Annotated in this window: 24 protein-coding genes and 2 pseudogenes; 15 read left to right on the top strand and 11 right to left on the bottom strand. The window is 61.6% G+C overall.

The genetic code is table 11. The features are described from left to right. Positions 1–79: 79 nt before the first annotated feature. The 9 genes from BV071_RS29530 to BV071_RS33930 all read left to right on the top strand — a co-directional run bounded on the left by BV071_RS29530 (position 80) and on the right by BV071_RS33930 (position 7,654). Positions 80–1,393, top strand: a complete 1,314-nt coding sequence (locus tag BV071_RS29530) for a CCA tRNA nucleotidyltransferase (RefSeq protein WP_035615271.1) — start codon at positions 80–82, stop codon at positions 1,391–1,393. 14 nt (positions 1,394–1,407) lie between these two features. Further along, positions 1,408–2,052, top strand: coding sequence for an Imm21 family immunity protein (locus BV071_RS29525; protein ID WP_265595054.1), 645 nt, complete (start codon positions 1,408–1,410; stop codon positions 2,050–2,052). A gap of 21 nt (positions 2,053–2,073) precedes the next feature. Further along, positions 2,074–2,706 (top strand): hypothetical protein, encoded by a 633-nt coding sequence (locus BV071_RS29520; protein WP_035615263.1) that lies wholly within the window; start codon positions 2,074–2,076, stop codon positions 2,704–2,706. Next, entirely contained in the window at positions 2,703–3,338 is a 636-nt protein-coding gene (locus tag BV071_RS29515) for a hypothetical protein (RefSeq protein ID WP_035615260.1), read from the top strand. The genes BV071_RS29520 and BV071_RS29515 overlap by 4 nt, the downstream gene beginning before the upstream one ends. An 88-nt stretch (positions 3,339–3,426) precedes the next feature. Continuing rightward, complete coding sequence (locus tag BV071_RS29510; RefSeq protein ID WP_035615257.1) at positions 3,427–3,813, top strand: hypothetical protein; 387 nt, start codon at positions 3,427–3,429, stop codon at positions 3,811–3,813. A 65-nt stretch (positions 3,814–3,878) separates the two neighbouring features. Continuing rightward, a complete protein-coding gene (locus BV071_RS29505; RefSeq protein ID WP_035615254.1) occupies positions 3,879–4,979 on the top strand; it encodes an Lrp/AsnC family transcriptional regulator in 1,101 nt (366 codons plus the stop codon). Positions 4,980–4,989: 10 nt separating this feature from the next. Further along, complete coding sequence (locus tag BV071_RS29500) at positions 4,990–5,505, top strand: hypothetical protein (RefSeq protein WP_035615251.1); 516 nt, start codon at positions 4,990–4,992, stop codon at positions 5,503–5,505. A gap of 179 nt (positions 5,506–5,684) precedes the next feature. Next, on the top strand, positions 5,685–6,362 hold the full coding sequence (locus BV071_RS29495) for a response regulator transcription factor (protein ID WP_035615248.1): 678 nt from the start codon (positions 5,685–5,687) through the stop codon (positions 6,360–6,362). Between the two features lie 2 nt (positions 6,363–6,364). Beyond that, entirely contained in the window at positions 6,365–7,654 is a 1,290-nt protein-coding gene (locus tag BV071_RS33930; protein WP_052574047.1) for an ATP-binding protein, read from the top strand. A gap of 262 nt (positions 7,655–7,916) precedes the next feature. On the opposite strand, the gene BV071_RS29485 is transcribed toward BV071_RS33930, so the two are convergent. The 5 genes and pseudogenes from BV071_RS29485 to ilvE form a co-directional block, all read right to left on the bottom strand. Then, the gene (locus tag BV071_RS29485; protein ID WP_035615612.1) at positions 7,917–8,564 is read right to left on the bottom strand and encodes a transposase; all 648 of its coding nucleotides are present in this window, start codon (positions 8,562–8,564) and stop codon (positions 7,917–7,919) included. 361 nt (positions 8,565–8,925) lie between these two features. Next, a pseudogene (locus BV071_RS29480) lies at positions 8,926–11,452 on the bottom strand (ATP-dependent Clp protease ATP-binding subunit). After that, positions 11,449–12,525 (bottom strand): protein arginine kinase, encoded by a 1,077-nt coding sequence (locus BV071_RS29475; protein ID WP_265595098.1) that lies wholly within the window; start codon positions 12,523–12,525, stop codon positions 11,449–11,451. The pseudogene BV071_RS29480 and the gene BV071_RS29475 overlap by 4 nt, the downstream one beginning before the upstream one ends. A gap of 38 nt (positions 12,526–12,563) precedes the next feature. Further along, positions 12,564–13,115, bottom strand: coding sequence for a UvrB/UvrC motif-containing protein (locus BV071_RS29470; protein ID WP_035615241.1), 552 nt, complete (start codon positions 13,113–13,115; stop codon positions 12,564–12,566). Positions 13,116–13,376: 261 nt separating this feature from the next. Continuing rightward, the gene (gene ilvE / locus BV071_RS29465; protein ID WP_035615239.1) at positions 13,377–14,246 is read right to left on the bottom strand and encodes a branched-chain-amino-acid transaminase; all 870 of its coding nucleotides are present in this window, start codon (positions 14,244–14,246) and stop codon (positions 13,377–13,379) included. A gap of 747 nt (positions 14,247–14,993) precedes the next feature. Between ilvE and BV071_RS29460 the strand changes: the two genes are divergently transcribed. Further along, positions 14,994–16,241 (top strand): HAMP domain-containing sensor histidine kinase, encoded by a 1,248-nt coding sequence (locus BV071_RS29460; protein ID WP_265595051.1) that lies wholly within the window; start codon positions 14,994–14,996, stop codon positions 16,239–16,241. Between the two features lie 141 nt (positions 16,242–16,382). On the opposite strand, the gene BV071_RS29455 is transcribed toward BV071_RS29460, so the two are convergent. Then, positions 16,383–16,994 carry a hypothetical protein gene (locus BV071_RS29455; protein ID WP_035615234.1) on the bottom strand — a complete coding sequence of 204 codons (612 nt, stop codon included), beginning with the start codon at positions 16,992–16,994 and terminating at the stop codon, positions 16,383–16,385. A 35-nt stretch (positions 16,995–17,029) separates the two neighbouring features. Between BV071_RS29455 and BV071_RS29450 the strand changes: the two genes are divergently transcribed. Further along, positions 17,030–17,599 (top strand): 5-formyltetrahydrofolate cyclo-ligase, encoded by a 570-nt coding sequence (locus BV071_RS29450; RefSeq protein ID WP_265595050.1) that lies wholly within the window; start codon positions 17,030–17,032, stop codon positions 17,597–17,599. A gap of 7 nt (positions 17,600–17,606) precedes the next feature. Here the strand turns inward: BV071_RS29450 and BV071_RS29445 are convergent, their stop codons facing one another. Next, the gene (locus tag BV071_RS29445) at positions 17,607–17,993 is read right to left on the bottom strand and encodes an ApaG domain (RefSeq protein WP_035615230.1); all 387 of its coding nucleotides are present in this window, start codon (positions 17,991–17,993) and stop codon (positions 17,607–17,609) included. 210 nt (positions 17,994–18,203) lie between these two features. Between BV071_RS29445 and BV071_RS29440 the strand changes: the two genes are divergently transcribed. Together BV071_RS29440 and BV071_RS29435 are read left to right on the top strand one after the other, a co-directional pair. After that, positions 18,204–18,860, top strand: a complete 657-nt coding sequence (locus tag BV071_RS29440; protein ID WP_265595049.1) for an MCP four helix bundle domain-containing protein — start codon at positions 18,204–18,206, stop codon at positions 18,858–18,860. Positions 18,861–18,920: 60 nt separating this feature from the next. After that, positions 18,921–19,934, top strand: coding sequence for a hypothetical protein (locus BV071_RS29435; protein ID WP_052574045.1), 1,014 nt, complete (start codon positions 18,921–18,923; stop codon positions 19,932–19,934). A 15-nt stretch (positions 19,935–19,949) separates the two neighbouring features. Here BV071_RS29435 and BV071_RS29430 read toward each other — a convergent pair whose 3' ends face one another. After that, positions 19,950–20,792 (bottom strand): hypothetical protein, encoded by an 843-nt coding sequence (locus BV071_RS29430; RefSeq protein ID WP_265595048.1) that lies wholly within the window; start codon positions 20,790–20,792, stop codon positions 19,950–19,952. Between the two features lie 495 nt (positions 20,793–21,287). Between BV071_RS29430 and tyrS the strand changes: the two genes are divergently transcribed. Next, entirely contained in the window at positions 21,288–22,469 is a 1,182-nt protein-coding gene (gene tyrS / locus BV071_RS29425; protein ID WP_035615222.1) for a tyrosine--tRNA ligase, read from the top strand. Here the strand turns inward: tyrS and BV071_RS29420 are convergent. Further along, positions 22,462–23,235 (bottom strand): hypothetical protein, encoded by a 774-nt coding sequence (locus BV071_RS29420; protein WP_265595047.1) that lies wholly within the window; start codon positions 23,233–23,235, stop codon positions 22,462–22,464. The genes tyrS and BV071_RS29420 overlap by 8 nt on opposite strands. Here BV071_RS29420 and BV071_RS29415 point away from each other — a divergent pair. Further along, positions 23,234–23,482, top strand: a complete 249-nt coding sequence (locus BV071_RS29415) for a glutaredoxin domain-containing protein (RefSeq protein WP_035615217.1) — start codon at positions 23,234–23,236, stop codon at positions 23,480–23,482. The genes BV071_RS29420 and BV071_RS29415 overlap by 2 nt on opposite strands. Before the next feature lie 7 nt (positions 23,483–23,489). On the opposite strand, the gene BV071_RS29410 is transcribed toward BV071_RS29415, so the two are convergent. Then, positions 23,490–24,203 (bottom strand): 16S rRNA pseudouridine(516) synthase, encoded by a 714-nt coding sequence (locus tag BV071_RS29410; protein ID WP_035615213.1) that lies wholly within the window; start codon positions 24,201–24,203, stop codon positions 23,490–23,492. Positions 24,204–24,611: 408 nt separating this feature from the next. Next, positions 24,612–25,613, bottom strand: a pseudogene (locus BV071_RS29400) (2-hydroxyacid dehydrogenase). Between the last annotated feature and the right edge of the window lie 112 nt (positions 25,614–25,725).

The raw sequence follows: 25,725 nt of genomic DNA, 5'->3' as shown, positions 1-25,725 counted from the left end.
GTGAAGATATGCCATTTTCCCGCCTCTGTCCCCTGCCCTTGCTTGCACCGCGGCCTCCCTTCGCCTAACGACGGGCGGAGTGTCCCACCCGCGCAAAATCGCCAGTTCCCTCGCCCGCCGTCTCAAGGCTGCGGGCCACACGGCCTATTTCGCCGGCGGCTGCGTCCGCGATCGCCTGCTTGGCAAGGAGCCAAAAGACTACGACATCGCCACTTCCGCCACCCCCGCCCAAGTGATCCGGCTCTTTCCCGGCTCGAATGAGGTCGGAGCCCATTTCGGCGTGGTCATCGCCAAGGACCGCGGTGTGCACGTCGAAATCGCAACCTTCCGCACCGACGGCTCCTATAAGGACGGCCGCCGGCCGGAAGGCGTGACCTTCTCGACACCGGAGGAAGACGCCCAGCGCCGTGATTTCACCATCAACGGCCTCTTCGAGGATCCGGACAGCGGCGAGGTGATCGACTTCACCGGCGGACAGGCAGACCTCCAGGCCAAGGTGCTGCGGGCGATCGGAAATCCTGCCGACCGCTTCGCAGAGGACTCGCTGCGATTGATGCGCGCGGTGCGCTTCGCCACCACCCTGGACTTCGAGATCGAGGCCGGGACCTGGGCCGCAATGTGCGAGCATGCAATGGGCTTGCAGCGCATCTCCGCGGAACGCATCCGTGATGAGTTCTCGCGCATCATCGTGCTGCCGGACCGGCGTCGCGGGCTCGAGCTGCTGATCGATTCCGGCCTGATCCAATACTTCCTCCCCGAGGTCCTGCCGCTGATTGGCTGTGAGCAACCGCCCCAATGGCACCCGGAGGGCGATGTCTACATCCACACGCTCATCATGCTGGAGATGTTAGGCCCCGAGGCCTCGCTCGAGCTCTGCCTGGCCGTCCTCCTCCACGACATCGCCAAGCCCCCCACACGCACCTACGACGCAGCGGAAGACCGCATCCGCTTCAACGGCCACGATGCCTTGGGTGCCGCCATGGCGGAAGAGATCCTGCGCCGTCTCAGGTATCCGAATCATGTGATCGAGAACGTGGCCTTCATGGTCTCGCGCCACATGCAGTTCATGAACGTGCAGAACATGCGGATCTCGAAGCTCAAGCGCTTCATGTCCGCTCCGACTTTTACCCAAGAGTTGGAACTCCACCGCGTGGACTGCGGCTCATCCAACGGCTTCACCGGCAACCTCCACTACCTCCTCGCCAAGCGCGAGGAGTTCGCCGCCGAGCCTCTCATTCCCAAGCCACTGGTCACCGGCCACGACCTCATCTCTCTCGGCGTCCCTCCCGGCCCGCGCTTCACGGAGATCCTGGAAGCGGTGCAGACGGAGCAGCTCGAGGGACGGCTGACGGAACGCGAAGGTGCGCTTGAGTGGGTAAGGAAGATAATCTAACATGCCTCATCGGCATGATATTCCAGCGAACTCCGCTCCTTGCTCTCCTCGCGCTGCTCTCTTCCTGCGACAGCAGAAAGCCCGCGGGAGCGGAGAATCAGGGAGAGGCACCGCCACCCACGGTGGTGGGGATGAGCAAATATCAATATGTCGCCTGTGATGGCGGCCCGCACACTCTCCTCGCAGTGTCTACCACGGGTGATTGGCAAGGGCACAGGATGATTCGATCCACCGACTATCGCCGGGCCAGCTCGATCACGGGCAAATGGGATATCCTTCCCGTCGGCAAGGGCAGCGCCCTCATCATGACAGGTCCTCCGATCAGCGCCTGCCGCCTCAAGGGCGACCCCGGACCTCCGGACATCTTCGTGCTACAGCAAATGGCTTCCACGAGCTTGGACGACCTCTTGGACCGAGCACTCGCGGCCACGCCGGCCACCAGCTTTACCGATAGCGGCAAGACCCCGCGCTTCGAACAAGCGGACGCACTGCTTTTCTTCGCAAGCGATGACCCGGCGAGCCCCAGCTATGACGTCGCAAAGCTCACGATCGCTCCGGGAACTTACGCCATCCACACCGCGAGCTACAAGGGACCGGGTCCCGAAGAAGTGGACGTCTACCGCTTGGTGCCTTCAGCGGCGGCAAGCCCAGCGCCCTGAAGCATTCACCCGCCGGTCCCCATGAGCAAACATCCTTCCGTCCGCTACGCCGAAAGCCCGCCCCCCGAATTGGCGGAAGCGGTCCGGACCTACCGCGATTTCTGGGCCCGGCTGCGGATGCAGGAGCATGATTTCCCCGCGAACTTCGATGGCTCAAAGGGCGACTTGGACGCTCTCGGATACTGTGTTTATGAGATCGGCTTTCCGGAAAGCGACTACCGCCACGCGTCCCTGATCTGGGCCCAAGCCATCGTCAATCTGACGGAGATGTCCTGGCTTGAACCGATTGCTGGGCAAATAGCCATTGGCGGGCCGGGAGACGGTCCGGGCGAACTCGCCTTCTTCCCGCACGCGCGCCTGCTGGAACTCGTCGCGGGCCACTATTCCCAGGATGAGACCTTTTCCGAACTGACCGCCGCACTGCTTCTACAAGCCCTGTGCGCAGGCTACGGGCTGGAGGACCTTCCACGTCTCAGCGAACTATCATTCGCGGAAGCCGCCATATCCGGATCTTCCCATTTCGATTGCTTGGCTGTCCATAGCCGCCACCTGAGGCGAGGAGCAAGACGAGCCAGACGGGAATGCTTGAAGGAGCATTTCGAGAAGCTCAGGGAGAAGTATCAGCACCCCGGTGATTCCGACCTGCTCTCGTGAAGGCTCTCCCCACCGTCCGCCACGCATCGCATCCGCCCGCCGGGCTGGAAGAGGCGGTCGCCATCTATCGTTCTTTCTGGAGCGAGCGGGGCCTGAACTCCAAGGGCTGGAATGTCCACTTCGATGGCTCGGAAGCCGATCTCCAAGCACTCTACTACTGCGTCTATGAGCTGGGGTTCCCGGACGATGACTACCGCCTCGCCGCCCTCATCTGGGCCCAGGCGATGGTCCACCTGACCGAGATCCGCTGGCTGGAACCGATCGCCGGCCAGTTTGCCATCGGCGGGCCCACTGACGGCTACCCGCGCCTCGTCTTCTTCCCGCACACCCGCCTGTTGGAGATCGCGAAAGGCAGCCACACGCAGTTCGATGTCTTCGCGTTCCTGACCGACTCGCTCCTGCTTCAAGCCCTCCGTGCGGAGCATGAACCCTCCGAAATCCCCAAACTCTGCGCGCTCTCATTCGGGCAGGACTACTATTCAGGAGCAGGATCGTCCTTCCATCCATTGGCAGTGCTCACCCGCTGGCTGAGCCGCAGCGCGGCACGGGCGGAAAAAATCCAAGCGGCCGCGGACCAGCTCGCCCGTGAGGAATTCGTGAAACAGCTCGGGGAGGATATGGGAGCCTCTTGAATCATGTGCCCCACCCCCGACTGGCCGTCGTAGGGAGATCGGAGTTGGAACGTGACCCACCACCGAGGATCGCATAAGCTCCCGACTGATGGACTCGGAGGCAATCGTGACACCAGCCCTCTACCCCAACCGTCTGGGACGAAGGGCCCTTTTCCTGCCGGTCTTTTCCTTCCTTGTCATCGGGACCGCCCCAATGCTCTTCGGCAGCCTTCCCGAATGGCTGGCAAACTTGTGCCTCTTCGCCGCGGGACTCTTCTTGCTCGGCTCAATCCCCTTCGCCGCCTGGGTGGCTTGGAGCGGGCGGAAGACAAATCGCCCGCAATTCCGGCAGGGCTTGGGCGGCTGCGCCTTGGGCGTGGCGCTGTCGGCATTCACCCTCTTCGCCCTCCACCAAATCAGGATGAAGGCAGAGGCGACCCAGAAAGCCCTCGAAGCCAGCCAAGCCGCTGATTCCCAAGCCCTCCCCCCGCGATAATCCACGCGGAATTTCCCGGAATTTCCGCATGGCGGGGCCGTCTTGGGCCGCCTAGGCTTCTCCCCATGCAGACCGTCCCCGTCGAACACAGCGACCCGATCAACGCGAAGATCCTGGCGATTTCAGAAGACCTCATCTCCGGCTTCCAGCGCCAGCCCTTCCACGTGATCGCGGAGCAGAGCGGCGTGCCGCTGGAGACGGTGCTGGAGCGGATCAAGGCAATGCTTGAGGCCGGGATCATCCGCCGCGTTCGCCAGACCCTGCTTTCCACCAAGCTGGCCCACGGTGCCCTCGTCGCTTGGCGCGTCCCGGAAGAGAAGCTCAACGCCGCGTTCGACTTCATGTCCAAGGAGGACCCCTTCTCCGGCCACGTCGTGATCCGCTCGACGGACACGGAAGTCTCCGGCTCCGGCTATCGCCTCTGGACCACGCTGAAGGTGCCCGTCGGCGAGTCGCTTGATGAGCACGCCACCGCCCTGCTGCGCCTGACTGGTGCCGAGGAGTATCTGCTCATGCCCGCGAATGGCGTCTTCGCCCTCGGCGTCGGCCACGTCCGCCGCCGTGCCCTTGAGCCCGGTGACAAGGCCGACGACCTCGCGGAGATGATGACCACCGTTCCGGTCGAGTTGACCCAGGAAGAATGGGACACCCTGCTCGCCCTCAAGGAAGAGCTTACCACCGAAGAGATCGTCGCCAATCCATGGGATGCCCGCGCCGCCAAGCTCGGCATCTCCGTCGATCGCTTCTGCGAGATCGCGGAAACGCTCAATGCCAAGAAGGTCATCGGCCGCTTTTCCACCTTCCTCGAGCACGTGAAACCTTCCTCGACCGGTGAACGTGTCACCCGCTTCAATGGCCTGTTCCACTGGGCGGTGCCGAAGGGCCGCGAGATGGAAGCCGGTGCCGAAGTCGGCCGCCACTACTGCATGACCCACTGCTACTGGCGCGAAGGCGGCCCGCAGTTCGGCAACGTCAACATCATGGGCGTCGTCCACGGTACCGAGAAGGCCCGCGTCTTGGAGCACAAGGCAGCCATTGATCGCTATCTGGAATCCATCGGCATCCCGGTCTCCTACACCAACGTCTTCTGGGGTGGCCGCTCCGAGATCAAGCCGTCGGAGATCTCACCGATCGTCTACAAGCAGTGGCACGAAAGCCACAAGTGAAGCGCTTCCCATGAAGCCAAAGCTCGCTTGGTTCATGCTTGCGCTGGTGGCTGGCAGCGCCTGCTCGCGCAAGCAAGTCGACCAAGCGGGGCCGCCGAAATCGCCCGCGAAATCGGCTGGTCCCGCCGCCGCCCCACCAGCATCACAGCAGGAAGCGAAGTCCGAGTTCATCACCTACCGCTCCCGGGGCGGGAAGCTGGGCATCCTCGCGACCAATTTTGCAGGTGCCTGCAATATCACCGTCACCCGCGACTCGCCCACCGGACCGTCGGAAACCACGGCGGAGATGTCCCCCGCCACCTTTGCGAAGCTGATTCAGGCGACCACCGACGTCCCCGCGATCTCCTCCCATCTCTTGGGGGAGAATTCTGGCGAAGCCGACACGGAGACCCACCACATCATCACCGTCACCGAGCAGTCGGCTGCCGGCTCCTCCAGTAAGATTTATGGGGTTTCTGACAAGGATGCCCCGCCGGAGTTCCGCGAGTGGCTCTCTTTGCTCGAAAAATCGGTCCGGAAGGATTAGAATTCCACCATGGACCCACGGGGGTCGGACAGATTCCTCGCTTATCACCCTTGGAATCTTACGTCTCGCACCAGCTCCAGCAGTGCGAGTCCATGTCAGCAAATGACTTACAAACCTGTCATTTTCGTCACAAGCCACCCGTTCCCGCCGGGGAGGCCCGGCCCTAAAGCTCAACCCGCATGCAGAAAATCCTGATCGTCGAGGACGAGCGCGACATCGCAGACCTAGTGGGCTTCAATCTGGAGCGCGCGGGTTACTCGGTGCTCAAGGCGCACGACGGGATCACGGGCGCGGAATTGGCAGTCCACGAGCGCCCGGACTTGGTGATCCTCGACCTGATGTTACCCGGCAAGGACGGCTATGGCGTCTTCAAGGAGATCCGCCGCGACTCTCGCAGCCGCGATATTCCGGTCATCATGCTCACCGCTCGCGCCCAGACTGAGGACCGCATCCAAGGTCTCGAGGCCGGTGCTGATGACTACCTCACCAAGCCCTTCTCACCGAAGGAACTGATGCTCCGCGTGCAGGCAGTGCTCAAGCGCAGCGACGGCCCGCCGGGCTCAGTGGAGGTGACCTACGGACCCTTCCGCTTCGACAAGAACTCTCTCAAATTCTACCTCCAAGGCCAGCCAGTGGAGCTCACCTCCACCGAGTTCAAGCTGCTCCTTTTCCTGACGGAACGCGCCGGCAAGGCGCAAGACCGCAATGACCTGCTCCGCACCGTGTGGGGCTATAGCGACGAGGTGCACAGCCGCACCCTCGACACCCACATGAAGCGTCTCCGTCAGAAATTGGGCGAACATGCAGCGATGGTTGAAACTGTGCGTGGCATCGGATACTGCGTGTCGTCCATCTAAGGATGACCCATCCGCTTGCCATTGCCTCGATCCTCGCGGCGCTCTGCGCCTTCGTGGCTCTCGGCGTTACCGCCTTGCGCCTGCGCCGTGCGCGCAGGGGATTTCGCGAGGAAGTCTCATCGTGGAAAATGAAGCTGGATCTCGACCTGCGGCATGCCCGCAAGGAGCGCGACCTGCTGCTCGATGCGCTGGGCGATGCCTTCATGCTGGTGGATGCGGATGCCCGCGTTCTCTTCGCGAACAAGGCGGCCCGCACCCTCTTCCGCGGTCGGGACCTCACCGGCCGTACAGTTCACGAGGCCTTCCTCGACCAACGCCTCGCCGCCGCGCTGATGCGCTGCCTGGACACCGGCGAGCCGACCGTGACGCGCGCTGTGCTCGGCCAACAATCCTCACCGCTCGGCGACCAGGAACGCCGCGGCATGAACGCCTGGGTCATCGACGCCGCCCGGCTTTCCGACAGTCCGGCGGACGACCCCACCACCCGAGTCGTGATTCGTGACGTGACCAACGAGTATCAAACCGAGCAGGTCCGGAAAGACTTCGTCGCGAATGCCTCGCACGAACTCCGCACCCCGCTGGCCATCATCAACGGCTACCTGGAGAACCTGATCGATGACGATCTGTTAGACGACAAGGAGCTCACCCGTCGCTTCCTCAAGGTGATGCGCAAGCACACCGAGCGCATCTCGCGCATCGTGGAAGACATGCTGGTGATCTCCCGCCTGGAGTCCGGCGAAGCCGCCGCGCTCAAGGTAAAACCCTTCCGCCTGCGCTCCTGCGTGAGCGACGTATTGGAGCGTCTCGAATCGGTCATCAGCAACCAGCAAGCGATCATCAAGATCGACATGCCGGAGATCGACATCTCGCTTGCCGGCGACCGCTTCTACTGGACCCAGGTACTCTTCAACCTCGTCGAGAACGCCCTCAAGCAGAACCCTCGCAAGGGCCTCACCGTCACCATCGGCTGCAGCCGTGACAACTTCTCCACCAAGATCTGGGTTAGCGATGACGGCGTGGGCATCCCCAGCGCCGACCTCCCGCACATCTTCCGGCGCTTCTACCGCGTGGAGAAACACCACTCACAGGAAGAGATCAAAGGCACCGGCCTCGGCCTCTCCATCGTCAAGCGCGCCATCGAAGCCCACGGCGGCACGATCAGCGTCAGCTCGATTCCAGGACAAGAGACCAAGTTCACCATCGAGGTGCCGTGCGAAGCTGAGGCCAAGCTGCAAGCGGAAGCAGAGGCGAATGCCCTGCCAGAGCTGAGCAGCTTGAACGGGCAGGACTGAAGTAGTCCGCCAAAAGTAGTCCGCTCCAGTCCTCTGAGCGGACGAAGTAGCTCTGACGGCGGACTTCCACCAATGGCCCTCGGGTGGATGCTGAAACAAAGAGGCTTCTTCCGCACAGAAGTAGTTCGCTCCAGCCCTCCAGGCCGATAGCGGTTTCCAACGCTGTTCAGATTCTCCAACGATAAACCCCGTGGACAGCCCTTATCCTTTCCCGCAAGAAAGTCGACGGGGACCGCTCGTCCGCTCAGAGGACCGGAGCGGACTACTTACTCTGCCATAGAACATACTCGCCCTCCCGTAGCTTAGCCTTGGCAGGATTCTCCCCGATATAACGGCGAAACCTCTCAAATGCCGACTCGCTGCGCACCAAGTGATCGAAACTCTCCGTCTGCCAGAACCGTCCCTTTCTTCGCGTCCGCTGGTTGATCTCAAGCGCCGTCCATTTCTTCCACGACCCTACCTGAAGCTGCATCCTTCCACGATCCATGCCTCCCACCAGCACATGAACATGATTAGGCATCACAACGAAATCCCCGAGAAGGTAGCGATCCCCGTCGAAGTGGTGCAGCGCCCTGGCAACAATCCGAGCGAGGTCAGGATCACGCAACAGACACTCACCGTGGCAGGAATCCATTTCATCATCTACAGCCCGGGAGAAACGGCGGAGTTCGCGACGGATGTCTTCCGGCAAGACCTCAACCTTCTTTCTCCACTCGGGATCACCGGGATTGATCGCATGGGCCCGAAGCCAGTCCTCGCGCTGCTGGGTCCAGTAATCCGCTTTCTCTCTGGGAATCGAATCAGCAGTTCGCCAAGTGATGAAGTAGGTTGAGTTCTCTTGCTCCCAGTGAGGTAGATGCCCCTTCGTAACCGTGGCCGGATTGGACGGGTCATAGAAACGGAATTCCATGGAGAGGAAAAGTAGTCCGGAGAAGAAGTAGTCCGCTTCAGTCCTCTGAGCGGACGAACGGTTCAACAACGCCGAAAGTTATAGCGCGAAGAAGCAAGTTGGGAAGCTTCTCTCCGGGCAGCACAAGACGGGGGAGCAGGCACCGTTCCTTCTCTCAGAGGACCGGAACGGACTACTTTCACACGAGAGGGGCCCGAAGGTCTGCCGAAGAGTGGCCGTGTTGAAAGTTTCCAGCCTGGGAGGTGAGCCGCGCCGCCGGGGACCATTCATCCGCTCAGAGGACTGGAGCGGACTACTTCTAAAGAAAAAGGCGGCTCCCTTCCGGAAGCCGCCTTTCGTTTGAACTATCTGTGAGCGGGAATCAAACCCCAGCACTATCCGGCTGCGCCTTCTCGCCGATCGGCTCGAAGACCAGCTCTTCCTTCCCTTCCGGGCAGGAGACCTTGGCCGTATCGCCGGGCTTCACGTCGCCGCGGAGCAGGGCTTCGGCCAGCGGGTCTTCCAGGTAGCGCTCCACCGCACGGCGCATCGGACGCGCACCGTAGGACGGATCGTAACCCTTCTTGACCAGCAGGTCGCGGGCGCTGCTTTCGAGTTGGAGCGTGATGTCCTTCTCGCGCAGGCGCTTGAGCAGCTTGTCGATCTCGAGGTCCACGATTTTGTCGAGGTCCTTCTTCTCCAGCATGTGGAAGACAACCAGGTCATCGAGGCGGTTGAGGAACTCCGGTTTGAAGTAGCGCTTCGACTCCTCCATGATCTTCTCCTTCATGCCCTCGAAGTCGGCGTCGTCTGCCGACATCGCGCCGAAGCCGAGTGTCGTCTGCCGCTTGATCATCGAAGCCCCGACGTTCGAAGTTAGGATGATGATCGTGTTGCGGAAGTCGATCTTGCGGCCGAGCGAGTCGGTGACCATGCCTTCTTCCAAGATCTGGAGCAGAAGGTTCATCACATCCGGGTGAGCCTTCTCGATTTCGTCGAAGAGCACCACGGAGTAAGGCCGGCGGCGGACCGCTTCGGAAAGCTGGCCGCCTTCCTCATAGCCGACGTATCCCGGAGGCGATCCGATCAAGCGGCTGGAGGTGAACTTCTCCATGTACTCGGACATGTCGATCTGGATGAGCGCGTCCGGATCCCCGAACATGAACTCCGCCAGATTGCGGGCGAGGTAGGTCTTGCCGACACCGGTGGGGCCGAGGAAGAGGAAGGAACCGATCGGGCGGCGCGGGTCCTTGAGGTCCGCACGTGAGCGGCGCAGGGCCTTCGAGATGGCTTTCACCGCCTCGTCCTGACCGATCACGCGGCCTTCCAGCTCGCCTTCCATCTTCAGCAGCTTCTCGGCTTCCTTCTCCTCCATGCGGCGGAGCGGGACACCGGTCCACTTCGAGACCACGGCCATGATGTCGTCATCGCCGACTTCCACAACCGTCTCCTCGGACTTGGAACGCCAGTTCTTCAGAGTCTCGTCGAGCGTCTTCTTGATGTGCTTCTCCTTGTCACGGAGAGAGGCTGCCTTCTCGAAGTCCTGCTCGCCGATCGCGCCGATCTTCTCGCGGTTCACCTGTTCGATGTCCGCTTCAAGTTGCTTGATCTCCGGCGGGCGGGTCATCTGGCCGATGCGCGCGCGGGCGCCGGCTTCATCGAGAACGTCGATCGCCTTGTCCGGCAGATAGCGTCCGGTGAGATAGCGCGAGGTCAGCTTCACCGAAGCCTCGACAGCTTCCGGCGTGAACTTGGCCTTGTGGTGCGCCTCGTACTTCTCCTGGAGACCGCGCATGATCTTGATCGCATCTTCCACGGAAGGCTCGTCGACCTTCACCTGTTGGAAGCGGCGCTCAAGGGCGGCATCCTTCTCGATGTACTTGCGATACTCGTTCAGCGTGGTCGCACCCACCACCTGCAGCTCGGCGCGTGAAAGCGCGGGCTTGATGATGTTGGAAGCGTCCATCGCTCCTTCCGCCGAGCCGGCACCCACGATGGTGTGCAGCTCGTCGATGAAAAGGATCACGTTCTTCACCTTCCGGATCTCGTCCATCACGGCCTTGATCCGCTCTTCGAACTGACCGCGGTACTTCGTTCCGGCGACCATCAGCGCGAGGTCGAGGGTAATGACCTTCTTGTCGCGCAGGATCTCCGGCACGTTGCCCGAAGCAATCTCTTGGGCGAGGCCCTCCACGATCGCAGTCTTACCGACACCTGCTTCCCCGATCAGCACCGGGTTGTTCTTGGTGCGGCGGCACAAGATCTGGATCACCCGCTCGATCTCGCCTTCGCGGCCGATCACGGGGTCGAGGTCATTGTCGCGGGCGAGCTTCGTCAGATCACGGCCGAAGGCGCGCAGCGCGGGGGTCTTGGTCTTACCCTCGGCTTCTGTCTCTTCGGTCTCGTTGCTTTCGTCCTCGAAGTTTTCGTCTTCTTCCTCGGTGTCGTCGTCATCGTCGTCATCGGGGGTGAAGTTCGGATCAATCTCGGCCAGGATCTCGTTGCGGGTGCGCTGGATGTCCACATCCATGCGGCGCAGGACGCGTGCTGCGACTCCTTCGCCTTCACGCAGCAGGCCGAGCAGGATGTGCTCGGTGCCGACATAGCTGTGGTTGAGGGCCTTCGCCTCTTTGTTCGCCAGCGCGAGCACTTTCTTCACCCGGGGGGTTGTAGGGGATGCTGCCGGAGATCTTCTGGCCGGTTCCGGTTCCGACCTCTTTTTCGACTTCCATCCGGACACTCTCAAGGTCCAGACCCATGCGCTCCAGAACGTTGACCGCCACTCCCTGCCCCAGCTTGATCAGGCCGAGCAATAGATGCTCGGTTCCGACGTAGCTGTGGTTGAAGCGGTCGGCCTCCTTCCGGGCGAGGGCCAGCACCTGTTGGGCTCTGGGTGTGAAATTATTCATAGCATCTCAGGATTTTGGTCGTCTTCGTCCTTTTTCCTTGTCGAACGAATATCAGGGGCTTGGAGGGTTTGCAACCGGGTCCGGACGATTTCCGCCCGGATTGAGTCGCGCTCCTCCGGTGAAAGTTTCCGTCCGCTGTGTAGCTGAAGGTGTGCCGGTTGGATATCCATTAATAGCGCATCACATGATTTTACGGTTTCATTAGGTAAAAACCCTAAGTCACCCCCCAATCGAAGCAGCGACAAATGGTTCAGAGCTTCCTTGGAATCAATGATCCACGCATGGCGGAGCACTCCATAGGCACGACCGATTTTATCGCTCACCATTTCCGGGTCATCCTCCAACAGCTTGTCCCGGGCATTGCGCTCATGTGTCGCAACCTGGGCGATTACGCGCTCCAGCCTGCGTAAAATTGTCTCTTCACTCTCGCCCAAGGTGGACTGGTTGGAGATCTGGAAAAGATTGCCGAGTGACTCCGTGCCTTCCCCATAGAGGCCACGCACGGCCAAGCCGATCTTGTTCACCGCTTGCAGCACTTGGCCGATTTGGTCGCTGAGCACCAAAGCTGGCAAATGCAGCATCGCAGAGGCGCGAAGACCGGTGCCGAGGTTGGTCGGGCAGGTCGTCAGGTAGCCCAACTCGTGGTCGAAGGCGATCTCCAGCGATTGCTCCAGCTCTTCATCCACCGCGGCCAGGGAATCGTAGGCAGCGCGCAGTGACATACCCGGGCGGATCGCCTGCATCCGCAGGTGATCCTCTTCGTTCAGCATGAGCGCAATCGACTGCCGCCGCTCGATCACCGCGGCACTCCCCTCCCCGCGCGCCGCGTGCTCGCGGCTAATCAGGTGGCGTTCCACGAGCACCTGCTTCTGCACGGAGTTCAGGTCGTCCAGCTCTTGGGAGAAGGCATCCTTCATGCAGGGCAGTGCCTCTACGGCCGGACGCAAGATCTCCAGAGTGCGACGCCGCTGCTCCTTCTTCGCCCAACCCGGGAAAGATTCGCCCCTCAAGTTGCGCGCCAGCCGGATGCGGGAAGTCAGGACAATCGTATTGTCCGCGCCCTCACCGGTCATCCAGTCGGCGGGGTTTTTGATCAGAGTGGTGAAACGCATCATGGCGACTCGCTGGTTTTCGGGGTGCCCGTGGCGCGGATTTCGATCTGGCGGATCTCGTCGCGCAGGCCGGCGGCCTCTTCGTAATTTTCCGAGGTGATCGCTTGGTCGAGGCGGCCACGCAGTTCTTCCAGCCGCTGCGTGCGCTCATGCAGCTCCATCAGCCCGGCCGGCACCTTGCCGCAATGCTTGGTACCCTTGTGCATTCCGCGCAGCATCGCGTTCACCTCTTCCTTGAAAGTCACATAACAGGTCGCGCAGCCGAAACGGCGGATCCGCCGCAGGTCGTCCAGCGTGAAGCCACAGCCCGGGCAACGCCGCCCAACGCCGCTACCACCACCGCCGACTTGCGCCGCCACCGCCTGCTGGGCAGTGACCACGGGCTTGCCCGGCGTCTTGCCGAGTAGCATCTCCGCCAGCGCAAAGCCTGTGGGGTCAGTCACCCCCTTCTCCTTTGCGCAGTCGTCGCAAAGGGCGATTTTCTTGATTTGCCCGCCCACCAGTTGGGTGAGGTGCACCTTCGCCTTCTTGCCGCAGATGTCGCAGTCCATTGACAGCCCCAAGCTAAGAGCGCCAAAACGGAATGCGAAACGAAATCTCTGGCTCCGGAGCGGATTTCTGAAAGACGGGGGAAAGCACGGATGCCACAGGGCGGCCAAGCCATAAGGAGCCGCCACCTTGCTGTCGCTGGCACTGGCCGGAGAAGCAGCCCTTGGAGACCGCTCCGGAGACAGTAAGATCCCCGCTCCTTTCCCCTATAAACGCGAAAGCGCCGCCCCTTGCAGAGCGGCGCTTCGACCAGAAATTTCTTCTCAATCAATCGGCGTGCCGGTGCTGCCAGCCAGTGCCTTGAAGGCCTCGATGAAGCGCTTGGTGATCGGGCCGGGCTTGCCGCCGCCGATCTTGCGGCGGTCGAGTTCCACCACCGGGATGACCTCTGCGGCGGTGCCCGTCAGGAAGCACTCGTCCGAGACGTAGATATCGTAGCGGGTCAACTGCCGCTCGAGCACCGGTACCTTGAGTTGGTCGGCCAGCTCCAGGATCACGTCGCGGGTGATGCCATCCAGCGCACCGTCATTCACCTGCGGGGTGTGCAGCACGCCGTCGCGGATGATGAAGATGTTGTCGCCAGTGCATTCCGCCACGTAGCCCTGTTCGTTGAGCATCACGGCTTCCAGCGCGCCGGCTTGGATCGCCTCCACCTTCGCCATGATGTTGTTCAGGTAGTTCAGCGACTTCACCTGCGGCATCAGGGCGGCGGGTGCCGGGCGGCGGGTCGCACAGGTGATCACAGCCAAGCCGTTCTCGTAGTGCTCCTGCGGATAGAGGCTGATGGTGCCGGCGATGATGAACATGCTGGCGCGCTTGCAGAGGTAGGGGTTGAGACCGAGGCCACCGGAGCCACGGGTCACCACCAGACGGATGTAGCCGTCATCGAGGCCATTGGCCGCGACGGTTTCCACCACGAACTTGATCACCTCTTCCTGAGTCCACGGCATTTCCAGCACGATCGCCCGTGCGGAGTCGAAGAGGCGGCGGATGTGTTCCTCCAGGCGGAAGACCCGGCGGTTGTAGAAGCGGATGCCCTCGAAGACGCCATCGCCATAGAGCAAGCCGTGATCGAACACGGAGATCTTCGCCGCGGATTCATCCACCAATTCGCCGTCCAACCAGATTTTCATGACAAAAGAGCGCGTAGCCTAGTCACCCCGCCCCGGCTGGCAAGCGCGCGGTGAGAACGATTCAAACCTCCCGCCGACGACCGCCGCCACTCCGCCCCGGAACGCTTCCTCCTCGGCCGCCCCCGCAAAATACGCAATCGGCATGAAGGATTTGGCAATTTTCACCTCTACTTGGAAGGGCATGCAGCTTCCCGCAGAGAGTTCGACCCAAGCGGGTGAGCCGGACGAGCTTGGATCGCCTTCTTTTTGCGGATTTTCCTAGGGATTGCCGCGCATCGTGCGATGCTGAGGAGCTGACCTCGAGACTGACACCCTCGCACCATCCAGTTGGACGCGGAGGAACTTGGCGAGATTGACCAAGCCGTCGTGAAATCGATCAAGCTCGATGCTACCGACAAAAGTGACTTCGTGGTCATGCTCAAACCCAGAGCGACGGGCCCGGCACCGTTGTAAGCCCAGAATGCCCCAGCAAGAAACACCCCTCCCTTTCGGCGAACAACGCGATCATCCCTTGGACTGCCAGTTGGGCGACTGGGTAACCTCGGAAGCAGCACCCAGGTGGACAGGACGAAAGGCCACGCAGCCTCTCAAGCCCCCAAGTGGCGACCGCCGCTCGAAGCCTTGGATGTTCTTGCCTGTCCTTCATGTGACCTCCGAGGGGGAAGATCTGGTTTGGAAGCGGGTGGAATAGCGAGCCGCAATGCCTTCCAGGCCGCACCACCGAGAGGCCACTGCGGTTTCCCATCCTTGCACAATGGCGAATCTGCTCGAACAAGCTCCTTCACCGGCATATCGCGTGGCATGCGGCTTTATGAGTTCATCGCGGAGAACGTGGAGCCTATCCTTCAGGAGTGGGAAGAATTCGCCCGGATGATATGGCCCGGCGACGAGCCCAGCACCCGGCTTCTGCGCGATCACGCGGAGGAGATGCTCCTCGCGATGGTAAAGGACATGCAGCGTCCGCAGTCTCCTCGCGAGCAGCGCAAGAAAGCCATCGGCCAGGACACGAATACTTGGGAAAGCACCTTGGTGGACCGCTCCTCGGCAAGGCACGCGGTGAGCCGGGTGGAGTCGGGATTCGACCTTCAATCACTGGTCGCGGAATATCGGTCGCTTCGCGCCAGCGTGCTGCATCTCTGGAGCCTGGAGCCCGACCAAGAACCCGCTCACCGGGTGGAGGACATGACGAGGTTCAACGAAGCGGTAGACCAGCTTCTGGCAGAGTCGATCGAGAATTATACCGAGCGGATCGACCACTCCCGCGAAATTTTCCTCGGGATCCTTGGACATGATTTGAGAACGCCCCTGCATGCCGTATCAATGGTCGCAGGTCTGCTGGAGGAACATGGCGATCTCTCGGGGCTCGCCCTAAAGATGGCAGCGCAGATCGCTGTCTCGGTCCGTGCGATGGAAAAGATGATTGCTGACTTGCTGGACTTCACGGGCACGCGGCTGGGGGCGAGAATGATCGTTTCGCGCGAAACCATGGATTTGGAAAAACTCTGCCGCGAGGTGGTTGAGGAAATGCGGGCGGTCCATCCAGCAAGGACCATCTCCTTCGAATGCGATGTGGAGCCGACAGGAGAATGGGACTCGGCGCGATTGAGGCAACTGATCTCCAATCTTCTGGGGAATGCTGTCCAGCATGGCTCGGAGACTACGCCGATCAGTCTGTTCCTGAGCGGAGACGGTGATGATATTCTCTTGGGAGTGCGCAATCAAGGAACGCCGATCCCGCGGGATTCCCTTGCCCTGATCTTCGATCCTCTCCGCCGCAACGCCAGCGAAGAACTCGCGAGGCCGCCGGGAAGCATCGGGCTAGGACTATACATCGCGCGAGAGGTCGCCACGGCCCACGGAGGCACCATCAATGTTCGGTCAGATGATAATGAAACCGTATTCGTGGTGAGGCTACCCCGCCGAAGCGACGGCAACCCGGTCACTGCAATTGAAGGCGGAGAGGTGCTTGGGGCTGCTCCGGTTGGAAGGGCGTGAGCCCTGGAAAGCGGATGAGAACACGGCGATCCTGAAGCCGAGCCGCCGCCCGGAGCATCTTGGCCACGGCTACGAAAGCTGTGGCCGGCCCCCGCTTCACCATCGAAACGGGCGCGGTCACTGCTTCTTTAAAGCAGCCTCTCAAGGCGGCACGTCGCCTTTTTCCGGCTTCGAAGCCTCCTCCTTCTTCCCTTCCTCCCCCTTCGCATCCGTCAGGCTGTTCCAATTCACGCTGCCGTGATCGAGGCGCTGGATCTCGCTGGCGTAGACGGCATCCTCGTTCTTGGGGTCCATTTCCGCGGAGAGTTCGGTGAAAATCCGCGCCAGCAGGGTGTTCTCCACCCCGCCCTGCTTCTTCAGTTCCAGACTGCGCTCGAAGAGCAGACGCGCCAGCACATCCGGCTGATAGTCGCCAGGCACGGCCTCGGGGATCGAGCCTTTGGAAAGCTGATAGCGCAGGACGATCGCCTTCTTGTTGCGCGAGGAAAGCTGCAACGCCAGCGCCACCAGGCGCCGCGCCTCATTCAGGGAAGCCACGCTCGCCTTGGCCATCGCCACCCGGTTCAGGGCGTAGCCGGCGAGGCTGTTGGCATACTCGTCGCGCTCGCGGTCGAGCATGCCGAGTTCCGAAGTGAAGACTCCCGCACCGATGTTCGGCGGGTTCCACTGGAACTTGGCGGCCCCCTCATCCGCACTTTCCGCAGTCGCGGAAAGTGCCAGGGCCACGAGGACAGCTTGCCAAGCAGGGATCACGACTGCTAGATTCCCGTTCCGTTTTTCCTTTGCAAGTGGCAAGTCCCGACACCGATTCAAAACCCGCCCTGCGCCGCGTGCTCCGCGCTTCTCTGCCGGACGCGTTATCGCAACTCGCCCAGTCGATCGAGATCCGCCAGGTGCTCCACGACTGGCTCAGCCACCGTGCCGAGAGGGTGATCTCCGCATTTTCCGCGATCCCGGGAGAGCCGCAACTGCTGCCTCTGCTCTCCGAGCTCAAGGACCGCCGCTGGGTCCTGCCACGAATCGAAGGCGACAGCCTGCACTTTCACTTCGTCGACCACACACAGACCGAGCTTGAAACCGGTCCCTTCGGGATCACGGAACCGTCCGCGATTGCCCCCCTCTGCCCGACCGACGGAGTCCAGATCTTCCTCTGCCCGGGCTTGGGTTTCACTCCCTGCGGCAAGCGCCTTGGCCGCGGCAAGGGCTTCTATGACCGCAGTCTGGCCCAATCCGATAGCGAATCGATCCGCGTCGGCGTCTGCTTCCGCGAGCAGGTCCACCCCCACCTCCTGGTTGATCCCCACGACATGCCGATGCACTTCCTGGCCACGCCCGATGGCGTGAAAGAGTGCCGCTAGCCGAACCTCAAGCCCAGCCCGGAATCTGCAGGCGGAATTCGGGGATCCGGGCGAAAACCCATTCGCCGTCAGCGGTTTCACCGAAGAAGGAGCCCTCAGCAACGCCGTCGCCGCGGGTCACGTGGTAGCTGTTGTAGGAGAAGTGCTCGCCCGGCCCGAGGACCGGGCTCTGGCCGACGACCCCATCCCCCTCGACGACGATGGTCTCGCCGTCGTCTTCCCGCACGATCCACTTGCGGCCGCGGATGGTGACCTGCTCATCCGATTCATTTTTGATCGAAATGAAGTACACGAAGGGGTGTGGACGCTCGTCCGGAGCATCCAAGCTGGGCATATAGATCACGTCGTCCACTCGGACGCTCAGCCCTTCGAGTTGCCTCAAGAGAGGGGTCATGTTCGGCTACTGTGGACCCAGCCCCCCTCGCCTGCCAAGTGCCAAGGGCGGATTTTTCGCGTAGGCTTCCAGAGCCAGCCCGGCCTGGAACCGGGCCCAAAATCGCCCGGTTGGGCCCGCCGCGACGATTTTCTCGCGACCCCGGTGCCCGCTTGCTAGTTCTTGGTTAGATCGTCCCCCCACTCCCCCATGAGCGATTCACCCACCCCCATGAAACCCGGGCCTCTGAGAAGCCTCTCCCTCGCTGCTACCGTCGTCATCCTGCTCGCCATCGTCACCAGTCCGGTCCTGACCGTGTGGATGATCCGGAAGGAAGCCTCCCGCATCGTCACCGATCCCCTGCAGGGGCTTGCCAGCAGCAGCTTGGCCACGATGCAGGCCTCGGAAGGGTTCCTGGAAACCGCCCGGGCGGTGGACGGTAATGGCATGCCGGGGGCCGAGCTGGGAGCCTGGCTGGAAGCGAGCAGCGCCAAGGTGGACGCCCAGTATGCCAGCTATCAACAGACGGCGATGAACGAGCAGGAGCGCAGCGTCTTTGAACGCCTGAATGCTTGCAAAACCGACTACCGCGCGACCCGGAAAACGGTCGTGGGCCTCCTGAGCGAGAACAAAACCACGGAAGCAACCCTGCTGTTCGAGTCCCAGTGCGTGCCGAAGTTCCACGCCTACGCAGGAGCCTTGGGCGAACTGGTGAAACACAATGCCGAGGAGGCCAAGAGTGGCGGCGCCCAGATCATCCGGCTCTGTCACATCCTGCTTGGGGTGCAGGGCCTGCTGCTGGTGTTCTTCTTCATCTACGGATTTTTCGTGCCCCTGACGGCTGTGCTCGAGCGCCTGACCCGGAAGCCGATTGTCATACGGAATTAAAGCATGGCGCAACCCTGCCCCGCCCTTCAGGTTAGCCAGCTACCGACTCCCCCCACGACCATGGACATCGCCGACGAGTCTCCGACCGCCATCGCTTCCTACGCCCCCGAGGAAGGCGGCCGCGGCATGAGCATGCTCAACGCGATGTATTACTTCTTCAAACCCTTCCTGCCGCAGTCGGCGCGCTACACGATGCGGAGGCTGCGGGCGAACTACAAGCTGCAGACGGCCAAGGACTGGCCGATCATGGAGTCGGCCGGTGAAAAGCCTCCCGGCTGGCCGGGCTGGCCGGATGGGAAGAAGTTCGCGCTGGTGCTGACCCACGATGTCGAGGGCCAGGTCGGCCTTGAGCGCTGCCAGCAGCTTGCCGAGCTGGAGATGAAGCATGGCTTCCGTTCCTCCTTCAACCTGATCCCGGAGGGCGAATATACCGTCACCCGTGAATTCCGGGACTTTATGACCGAGTCCGGCTTCGAGATCGGCGTGCATGACCTGCGCCACGATGGCTCGCTGTATCGGAACCGGAAGTCCTTCGATGAATGCGCCGTGGCGATCAACTCGCACCTGCGCGATTGGGATGCAGTCGGCTTCCGGGCCGGTTTCATGTTCCACAATCTCGAGTGGCTGAAGAGCCTGGAGATCGATTACGACGCCTCGACTTTCGACACCGATCCCTTTGAGCCGCAGCCGGACGGGGCGGGCACCATCTTCCCCTTTGTCGTCCGGGGCCGCACGCCGGATGAGGGCTACGTCGAGCTGCCTTATACCCTGCCCCAGGATGCCACCCTCTACCTGATCCTGCGGGAGCAGACGAACCACATCTGGAAGGCGAAGACCGACTGGCTGGCCGAACGCGGCGGCATGGTGCTGGTGAATGTCCACCCGGACTACCTCGCCTTCGATGGCCGGAAGCCAGAGATCAGCGAGTTCGACGCCTCGCTCTACGAGGATCTGCTCTGCCACGTGAAGGAGAAGTATGCCGGGCAGTATTGGAATCCCCTGCCGCGGGAGATGAGCCAGTATATCGCGGGGATGAGCCCCTTTGCTCCGGGGCCGCGGACGACGCTGCAATGACCACCGCCGTTTGCCTCAAGGCTCTTCCAGCTCTCCCACGGGTGTCTCCGCTTCGGACAGGGCCTCCATGAGATGCTGCCTCAATTCCTCGCTGCCGACCTTTCCCGCCAGTTGCTTTGCCCTGCCTTTGTCCTCCATCATCAGGAGGAATAGCGTCGCCTCACTCGTGGCATCATCGAAATACTCTCCCTTCGGCAGACCCTGCACCCATTCCATTCCGGATTCGAAGTCCACTGAGACCACGGTCTTCGTCACCGGCTTGATCATTTCTGGTCCCAACCTCTCCGGGTGTTGGATGATATAGTTCGCAGCTCCTGCCGCATCCACCTCCGCCCACTTCGCCAGCAAGGCCTCTCGGCCTTTGTACCAAGGGGAACCCGGGAATGGAGGCTGGTCCCATGGCAGCAGCCCTTCAATTGCTCCGAAATCCGCGTTCTTCTGGAGTTCTCCCATTTGCTCCACCAGGCATTGATCGCGCGATTGCGAGTCCAAGCTCTTCCTCAACGCCTCCATCGTTGAGGCCACCGCCGCCGCTGGATCCGTCTTCATCCGCGCCAAGTTGAAGCCTAGTAGTGCTTCCTGAGAACTCATCCCTCCGCCAAGCGCCTTGTGAAACTCCTCAAAGTGCTCAGGCGGGCAAAAGAACCCCGCCGTTTTGCTCCAGTGCTGCCGATAGCTGAACCGCCAACTGTTTTCCGGATACGGCTCTTTCATCGCGATCAGGAGGTCCCGGCCTTCAGCCGCTCGCTCGGATTGGAAGATGCTCGCAGCCGATTTCTCGATCTCGTTGTGAATATCCCGCTCGCGCAGGAAATCGATCAGGTCCACGAGTTCCTCGCTACAGAGAAGCAAATCCACGGACTCCCGTGACAGCGCCTTTGAATTATCTTCCTTCAGCCATCTAGCCTTCAGCGACTCAAGCATCCGCTTTCGCTCCTTTGCCGTATCCGGCGCTCCTTCCGGCCTCAGCCCCGCTCTCGCGTCGTGAGCCACGGACGAACCGCTGTCCGCCCTATCCTCGTCGGCGCGATCCGATCGCCACAGCAAGCCGATCAACAAGGAGGCAAGTCCTCCTCCCAGCGCCAACCATTTGCCAGCCTCCAGCAACGCCCCTCGATGCCTTGGCACGAGACGGCCGGACGACTTCATGACTCCAAATGCGAAATCCGGGTAAAGTGTTCAAGATCAATCCGTCCAACTCAATCTTGGAGATCTGAACCCTCACGGGTCGGCACCGCCACTCCACCTACCCTCACCTTTGAACTTCGGCGTCCGAACTTCGTGGTTCAGCGTTCGCCTTTCAACTCCAACCGGCTTGCCACCGGGCTGCCGCGCCCCTAGGGTTCGCGCCCCGTGACTCCGGAAGAACAGCTCCAGATCCTGACCGCTGGCACCGCCAAGGTCCTCTCCGAAAAGGAACTTCTCGAAAAGCTCCGCCTCGGCCGACCGCTGCGGATCAAGTTCGGCGTGGATCCGACTGCCCCGGACATCCATCTGGGCCACACGGTGGCGCTGGAGAAGCTGCGCCAGTTCCAGTTGCTCGGCCACCAGGCGGTGCTGCTGATCGGCGATTTCACCGCGACGATCGGCGACCCTTCCGGCCGTTCGGTGACCCGCCCGCCGCTGACCCGCGACGAGGTGCTGGTGAACGCGGCGACCTACACCGACCAGGCATTCAAGATCCTCAACAAGGAGAAGACCGAGATCGTCTACAACGGCGATTGGTTCCGGAAGATGTCCTACGAGGATATCCTGCGCCTGAACTCCCGCGTGACGCTCCAGCAGATGCTGCAGCGCGAGGACTTCCGCAACCGCATCGAGGCGGGCCAGGAAGTGCGCCTCCACGAGCTGCAGTATCCCGTGATGCAAGGCTGGGATTCGGTGGAGATCCGCGCCGATGTCGAGATCGGAGGAACCGACCAACTTTTCAACATGCTCGTGGGCCGCGACCTCCAGAAGGAGGAAGGCCAGGCGCAGCAAGTGGTATTGTCGATGCCGCTGCTCGAGGGACTCGACGGTGTGAAGAAGATGTCGAAGTCGTACGGCAACTACGTCGGCGTGACCGAGGCTCCGAACGAGATGTTCGGCAAGATCATGAGCGTGTCCGACACGCTGATGGTGCGCTACTACCAGCTTCTGTTAGGCGAGGCGCTGGCTGCCGACATCCATCCGATGGATTCCAAAAAGTCGCTCGCAGAGAAGATCACCGCCCGCTACCACGGCGTGGAGGCGGGTGCCGCTGCGCGTGCTGATTGGGATACCCGCTTCTCGAAGAAGGATCTCGCTGCAGCGGAGTTGCCGGAGCTACCGATCGGTGAGCTTCCCGCGGATCTGAATGTGCTGTCGCTGACCGCTCATGGCTTCAAGGCAGCCTTCGGCCTGGAGAAATCGAACGGCGAGCTGCGCAAGCAGTTCATCACCACCGGCTCGGTTCAGCTCAATGGTGAGAAGTTGACCGATCCCAACGCGGCGGTGGCGGTGAAGGAAGGCGACGTGCTGAAGCTCTCCAAGAAGCACGCGGTGCGATTCATCTGAAGGCGCCTCGAATCCCAAGCGGACGGACCGCTGGCGCTCTCCGCCACAAACGGGCAGCGCCCCACAAACCCAGGACGGTGACGGCTCCCGGGAGTATCCATATCCCCATGGGAAACGACGTGTAAGGGTGCTCTCCACCCTTTCCCTCTTCCTTAGGTATCCCGGCCCCAAGGCCTCCACGTGCTTCGACCAAACTAGTGATCCGCCGATGGATCTCCACGCCATCCGAATAGCCTTCAGGACGGAGGTGGCGGTGCTCGCGGAAGTCGTAGGCCTCGGTGAAATAGGTTTCCGGCCCTGTATTCCAAGTCTTGAAAACCGCGACCACCGATCCATCCCTGCTCCAACAGGCTGAGGCCGAATATATCTCCGGCCAATAGAGATCACCGATGCAAGCCGGAGCAAAGAAGGTGTACGGCCAATCGGAGGCATCGAGATTGATCGACACGTCCACGAAGCCCTCGTTCAGGGTGAAGGCCCGGAACTGCTCTGGTCCCGGTGAAAATACTTCCAAACGGCTCGCCGGGAAAAAGCGCAAGAAGACTACTACAAGTGCCAGCGCAAAAAGCGCGGAGGCCAAGCCGACAATCAGGGCCGATGTTCGGCGAGCCAAGATTCGTGCGCAATTCATCGGAGCAAACCAGACATAACCCGGAGCAGGCTTGATGAATCCACGGGGAATTCGACGAGAACTCCGTAATTTAGCGAGGCCATGGCCTTTCCGTTCGACACCCGGCTTTCCGCGTTCAAGTTTCCCGCCGTCCATGCCTGAGCTACCCATTCTCTACATCAAGCCCGGTTGCCCGTGGTGCGAAGACGTCGTCACTTTCCTCAAGAAGAAGAAGGTCGCGGTGAAGGTCAGCGTGGTCTCCGGGAATCCGGCGGCAATGAAGGAGATGGTGGAGCTATCCGGCCAGACCAAGGCGCCGACCATGGATTGGCACGGCGAGGTGCTGGCGGACTTCGGCGTGGAGGAGCTGCGACCCTTTTTGGAAGAGAAGGGCGTAATCTAAGATCCAGTCAGAGGATCGCCGGAGAATCGAATACGCCGGCGATCTCCATCTCCGTGAGAGGCCGCCATGCTCCTTCCGGAAGGTCCGCAGGCAGGGCGATTCCGCCGATGCTTTCGCGATGCAAGCGGACGACCAGATTGCCGGTGCGATGGAACATGCGCTTGATCTGGTGATAGCGACCCTCGTGGAGCGTGAGGCGGGCTTCTTTCTCGCCGAGGATTTCGAGGCGAGCCGGCCGTGTGACCAAGTCCTCGGTGTGGAAATAGAAGCCACGCGCGAACTCGTCCACCGCTTCCGGTAAGATGGGGTCGCGGGTTTCGACGCGGTAGACTTTCGGCACCTTGGCGTCCGGAGCCATAAGGCGCTTGGACCAGCGGCCATCGTTGGTGAGCAGGACCAGGCCGGAAGTATTCCGATCCAAGCGTCCCGCGATGTGCAAGCAGTGGCGGTCGGGATCATTCATGAGGTCGACGACGGTGCGGTGCTCGGGATCGCGAGTTGCACTGACGATGCCCGGCGGCTTGTTCACCATGAAGTGGAGCAGGCGCTCGGTATCGCGAAGGAGTTCGCCGTTGAATTCCACTTGGGCGAAGCGGTCGACCTCAAGATCATGTCGCAGCACGACCACTCCATCGACGCGGACGCGCCCCGCGAGGATGTGCAGCCGTGCCCGGGTCCGCCCCAGCGAGTCGTGCTTTGCCAGCAGGCGTTCCAGCTTCATCCGGCGGGAGCTTGGCGGGTAAATCCGCGGCATGGAAGCCGCAGGCATTTCAAAGTGGCCAGCACGGCGCGGTTTTGCTGGGATGGCGGATCATGATCCCCTGCTTCCGTTGGACCGCTGTCGCCGCGCTCGCCGTGGCCTTGTGCAATTGCAGCCCGGTGGGTGGGGCTGATCCTTTGAATTCAGCTCAGGCTTCGGCCGCGGGATTGCGGTCGCCGAGCTCCAGTCCATCGCGCCAGCAGGATGAGATGTTCCAAGCGGAGAACCATGAGCGCGCGGTAGCGAGCGATGAGGGGAACAGCTTCCGGGGAGAGGTGGGAGCCTCGGCGATGGTGGATTTTTGAGGTTTGAGTGAGGCCCTGGGCTTCCGCGTCATCCCTGTCAGCTGGATGGAGATAAGATCGATCGTCACACGACCACTCGCTCCGCCACGGGCTCGGCGGCTTCGGCGAAACGGCAGATGCTATCGAGGGTCACGTCGGCGATTGCGGTGAGGGCTTCCTTGGTGAGGAAGGCTTGGTGCGAGGTAACCAGCACATTAGGAAAGGTCAGGAGGCGGGAGAGGACATCATCCTACAGCGCGGAGCCGGAGTGGTCTTCGAAGAAGACTCCTTCTTCCTCTTCATAGACGTCGAGCGCCACGCCGCCGAGGTGACCGGTCTTGAGGGCATGAATCACCGCAGCCGTGTCCACCAGCTTGCCGCGGCTGGTGTTCACCAGATAGACGCCCTTCTTCATCCGTACGATCGATGCGGCATCGACGAGGTGATAGGTCTCCGGGGTTAGCGGCAAGTGGAGGCTGATCACGTCGCTGCCGCCTAACAGCTCCTCCATTGCCACGTAGCGGACACCCGTCTGCGCCGCCCAATCGTCCATCGGGAAGGGATCGTAGGCGATCACCTCGCAGCCGAAGCCGCGGAAGATCTGCGCGGCGATGCGGCCGATCTTGCCAGTGCCGATGATGCCGACGGTCCTGCCGTACAAATCGAAGCCGACCAAGCCCCCGAGCGAGAAGTTCAGTTCGCGGACGCGGTTGAAAGCGCGATGGATCTTGCGATTGAGGGCCAGCAGGAGAGCCACCGCATGCTCGGCGACGGCATAGGGCGAGTAGGCTGGCACGCGCACGGCCTTCATGCCTAGCTCGCGGGCGCCGGCGAGGTCCACGTTGTTGAAGCCCGCGCAGCGCAGCGCGATGAGCTCGACGCCGAGCCCTTTGAGGATCTCCAAGCAGGCGCGATCCAAGCGGTCATTCACGAAGACGCAGACCACGCGGCAGCCGGTCGCAGAGGCCGCATTCGAGGCGTCCAAGCGGAACTCATGGAAGCGCAACTCGACTCCCGAATCCACCGCGCGCGGGCTGAAGTATTCGCGGTCGTAAGGCTTGGTATCGTAGAAGGCGACGGGGATCATGGCGGGCAAGTTATTTGAAGCGTTACTCCAATAACATCATCCCGATCCTCCGCATCCACCCAAGCAAAACCGCAACGGATCCGTTGCGATAGGATTTGCACCGGCCGCCGGG

Origin of the sequence: Haloferula sp. BvORR071 (genome assembly GCF_000739615.1) — a bacterium.
Lineage (GTDB): Bacteria > Verrucomicrobiota > Verrucomicrobiia > Verrucomicrobiales > Akkermansiaceae > Haloferula.
Note: the sequence above shows the minus strand (reverse complement) of the source record. Positions and strands in the feature narration are given on the sequence as shown.

What these genes read in the sequence shown, in the direction of transcription:
- BV071_RS29525 (WP_265595054.1), top strand. Translation starts at nt 1,408, where the DNA reads ATGATATTCCAGCGAACTCCGCTCCTTGCTCTCCTCGCGCTGCTCTCT.
- BV071_RS29520 (WP_035615263.1), top strand. Translation starts at nt 2,074, where the DNA reads ATGAGCAAACATCCTTCCGTCCGCTACGCCGAAAGCCCGCCCCCCGAA.
- BV071_RS29510 (WP_035615257.1), top strand. Translation starts at nt 3,427, where the DNA reads ATGGACTCGGAGGCAATCGTGACACCAGCCCTCTACCCCAACCGTCTG.
- BV071_RS29505 (WP_035615254.1), top strand. Translation starts at nt 3,879, where the DNA reads ATGCAGACCGTCCCCGTCGAACACAGCGACCCGATCAACGCGAAGATC.
- BV071_RS29500 (WP_035615251.1), top strand. Translation starts at nt 4,990, where the DNA reads ATGAAGCCAAAGCTCGCTTGGTTCATGCTTGCGCTGGTGGCTGGCAGC.
- BV071_RS29495 (WP_035615248.1), top strand. Translation starts at nt 5,685, where the DNA reads ATGCAGAAAATCCTGATCGTCGAGGACGAGCGCGACATCGCAGACCTA.
- BV071_RS33930 (WP_052574047.1), top strand. Translation starts at nt 6,365, where the DNA reads ATGACCCATCCGCTTGCCATTGCCTCGATCCTCGCGGCGCTCTGCGCC.
- BV071_RS29485 (WP_035615612.1), bottom strand. Translation starts at nt 8,564, where the DNA reads ATGGAATTCCGTTTCTATGACCCGTCCAATCCGGCCACGGTTACGAAG.
- BV071_RS29475 (WP_265595098.1), bottom strand. Translation starts at nt 12,525, where the DNA reads ATGACCGGTGAGGGCGCGGACAATACGATTGTCCTGACTTCCCGCATC.
- BV071_RS29470 (WP_035615241.1), bottom strand. Translation starts at nt 13,115, where the DNA reads ATGGACTGCGACATCTGCGGCAAGAAGGCGAAGGTGCACCTCACCCAA.
- ilvE (WP_035615239.1), bottom strand. Translation starts at nt 14,246, where the DNA reads ATGAAAATCTGGTTGGACGGCGAATTGGTGGATGAATCCGCGGCGAAG.
- BV071_RS29445 (WP_035615230.1), bottom strand. Translation starts at nt 17,993, where the DNA reads ATGACCCCTCTCTTGAGGCAACTCGAAGGGCTGAGCGTCCGAGTGGAC.
- BV071_RS29440 (WP_265595049.1), top strand. Translation starts at nt 18,204, where the DNA reads ATGAAACCCGGGCCTCTGAGAAGCCTCTCCCTCGCTGCTACCGTCGTC.
- BV071_RS29435 (WP_052574045.1), top strand. Translation starts at nt 18,921, where the DNA reads ATGGACATCGCCGACGAGTCTCCGACCGCCATCGCTTCCTACGCCCCC.
- BV071_RS29415 (WP_035615217.1), top strand. Translation starts at nt 23,234, where the DNA reads ATGCCTGAGCTACCCATTCTCTACATCAAGCCCGGTTGCCCGTGGTGC.
- BV071_RS29420 (WP_265595047.1), bottom strand. Translation starts at nt 23,235, where the DNA reads ATGGACGGCGGGAAACTTGAACGCGGAAAGCCGGGTGTCGAACGGAAA.
- BV071_RS29410 (WP_035615213.1), bottom strand. Translation starts at nt 24,203, where the DNA reads ATGAAGCTGGAACGCCTGCTGGCAAAGCACGACTCGCTGGGGCGGACC.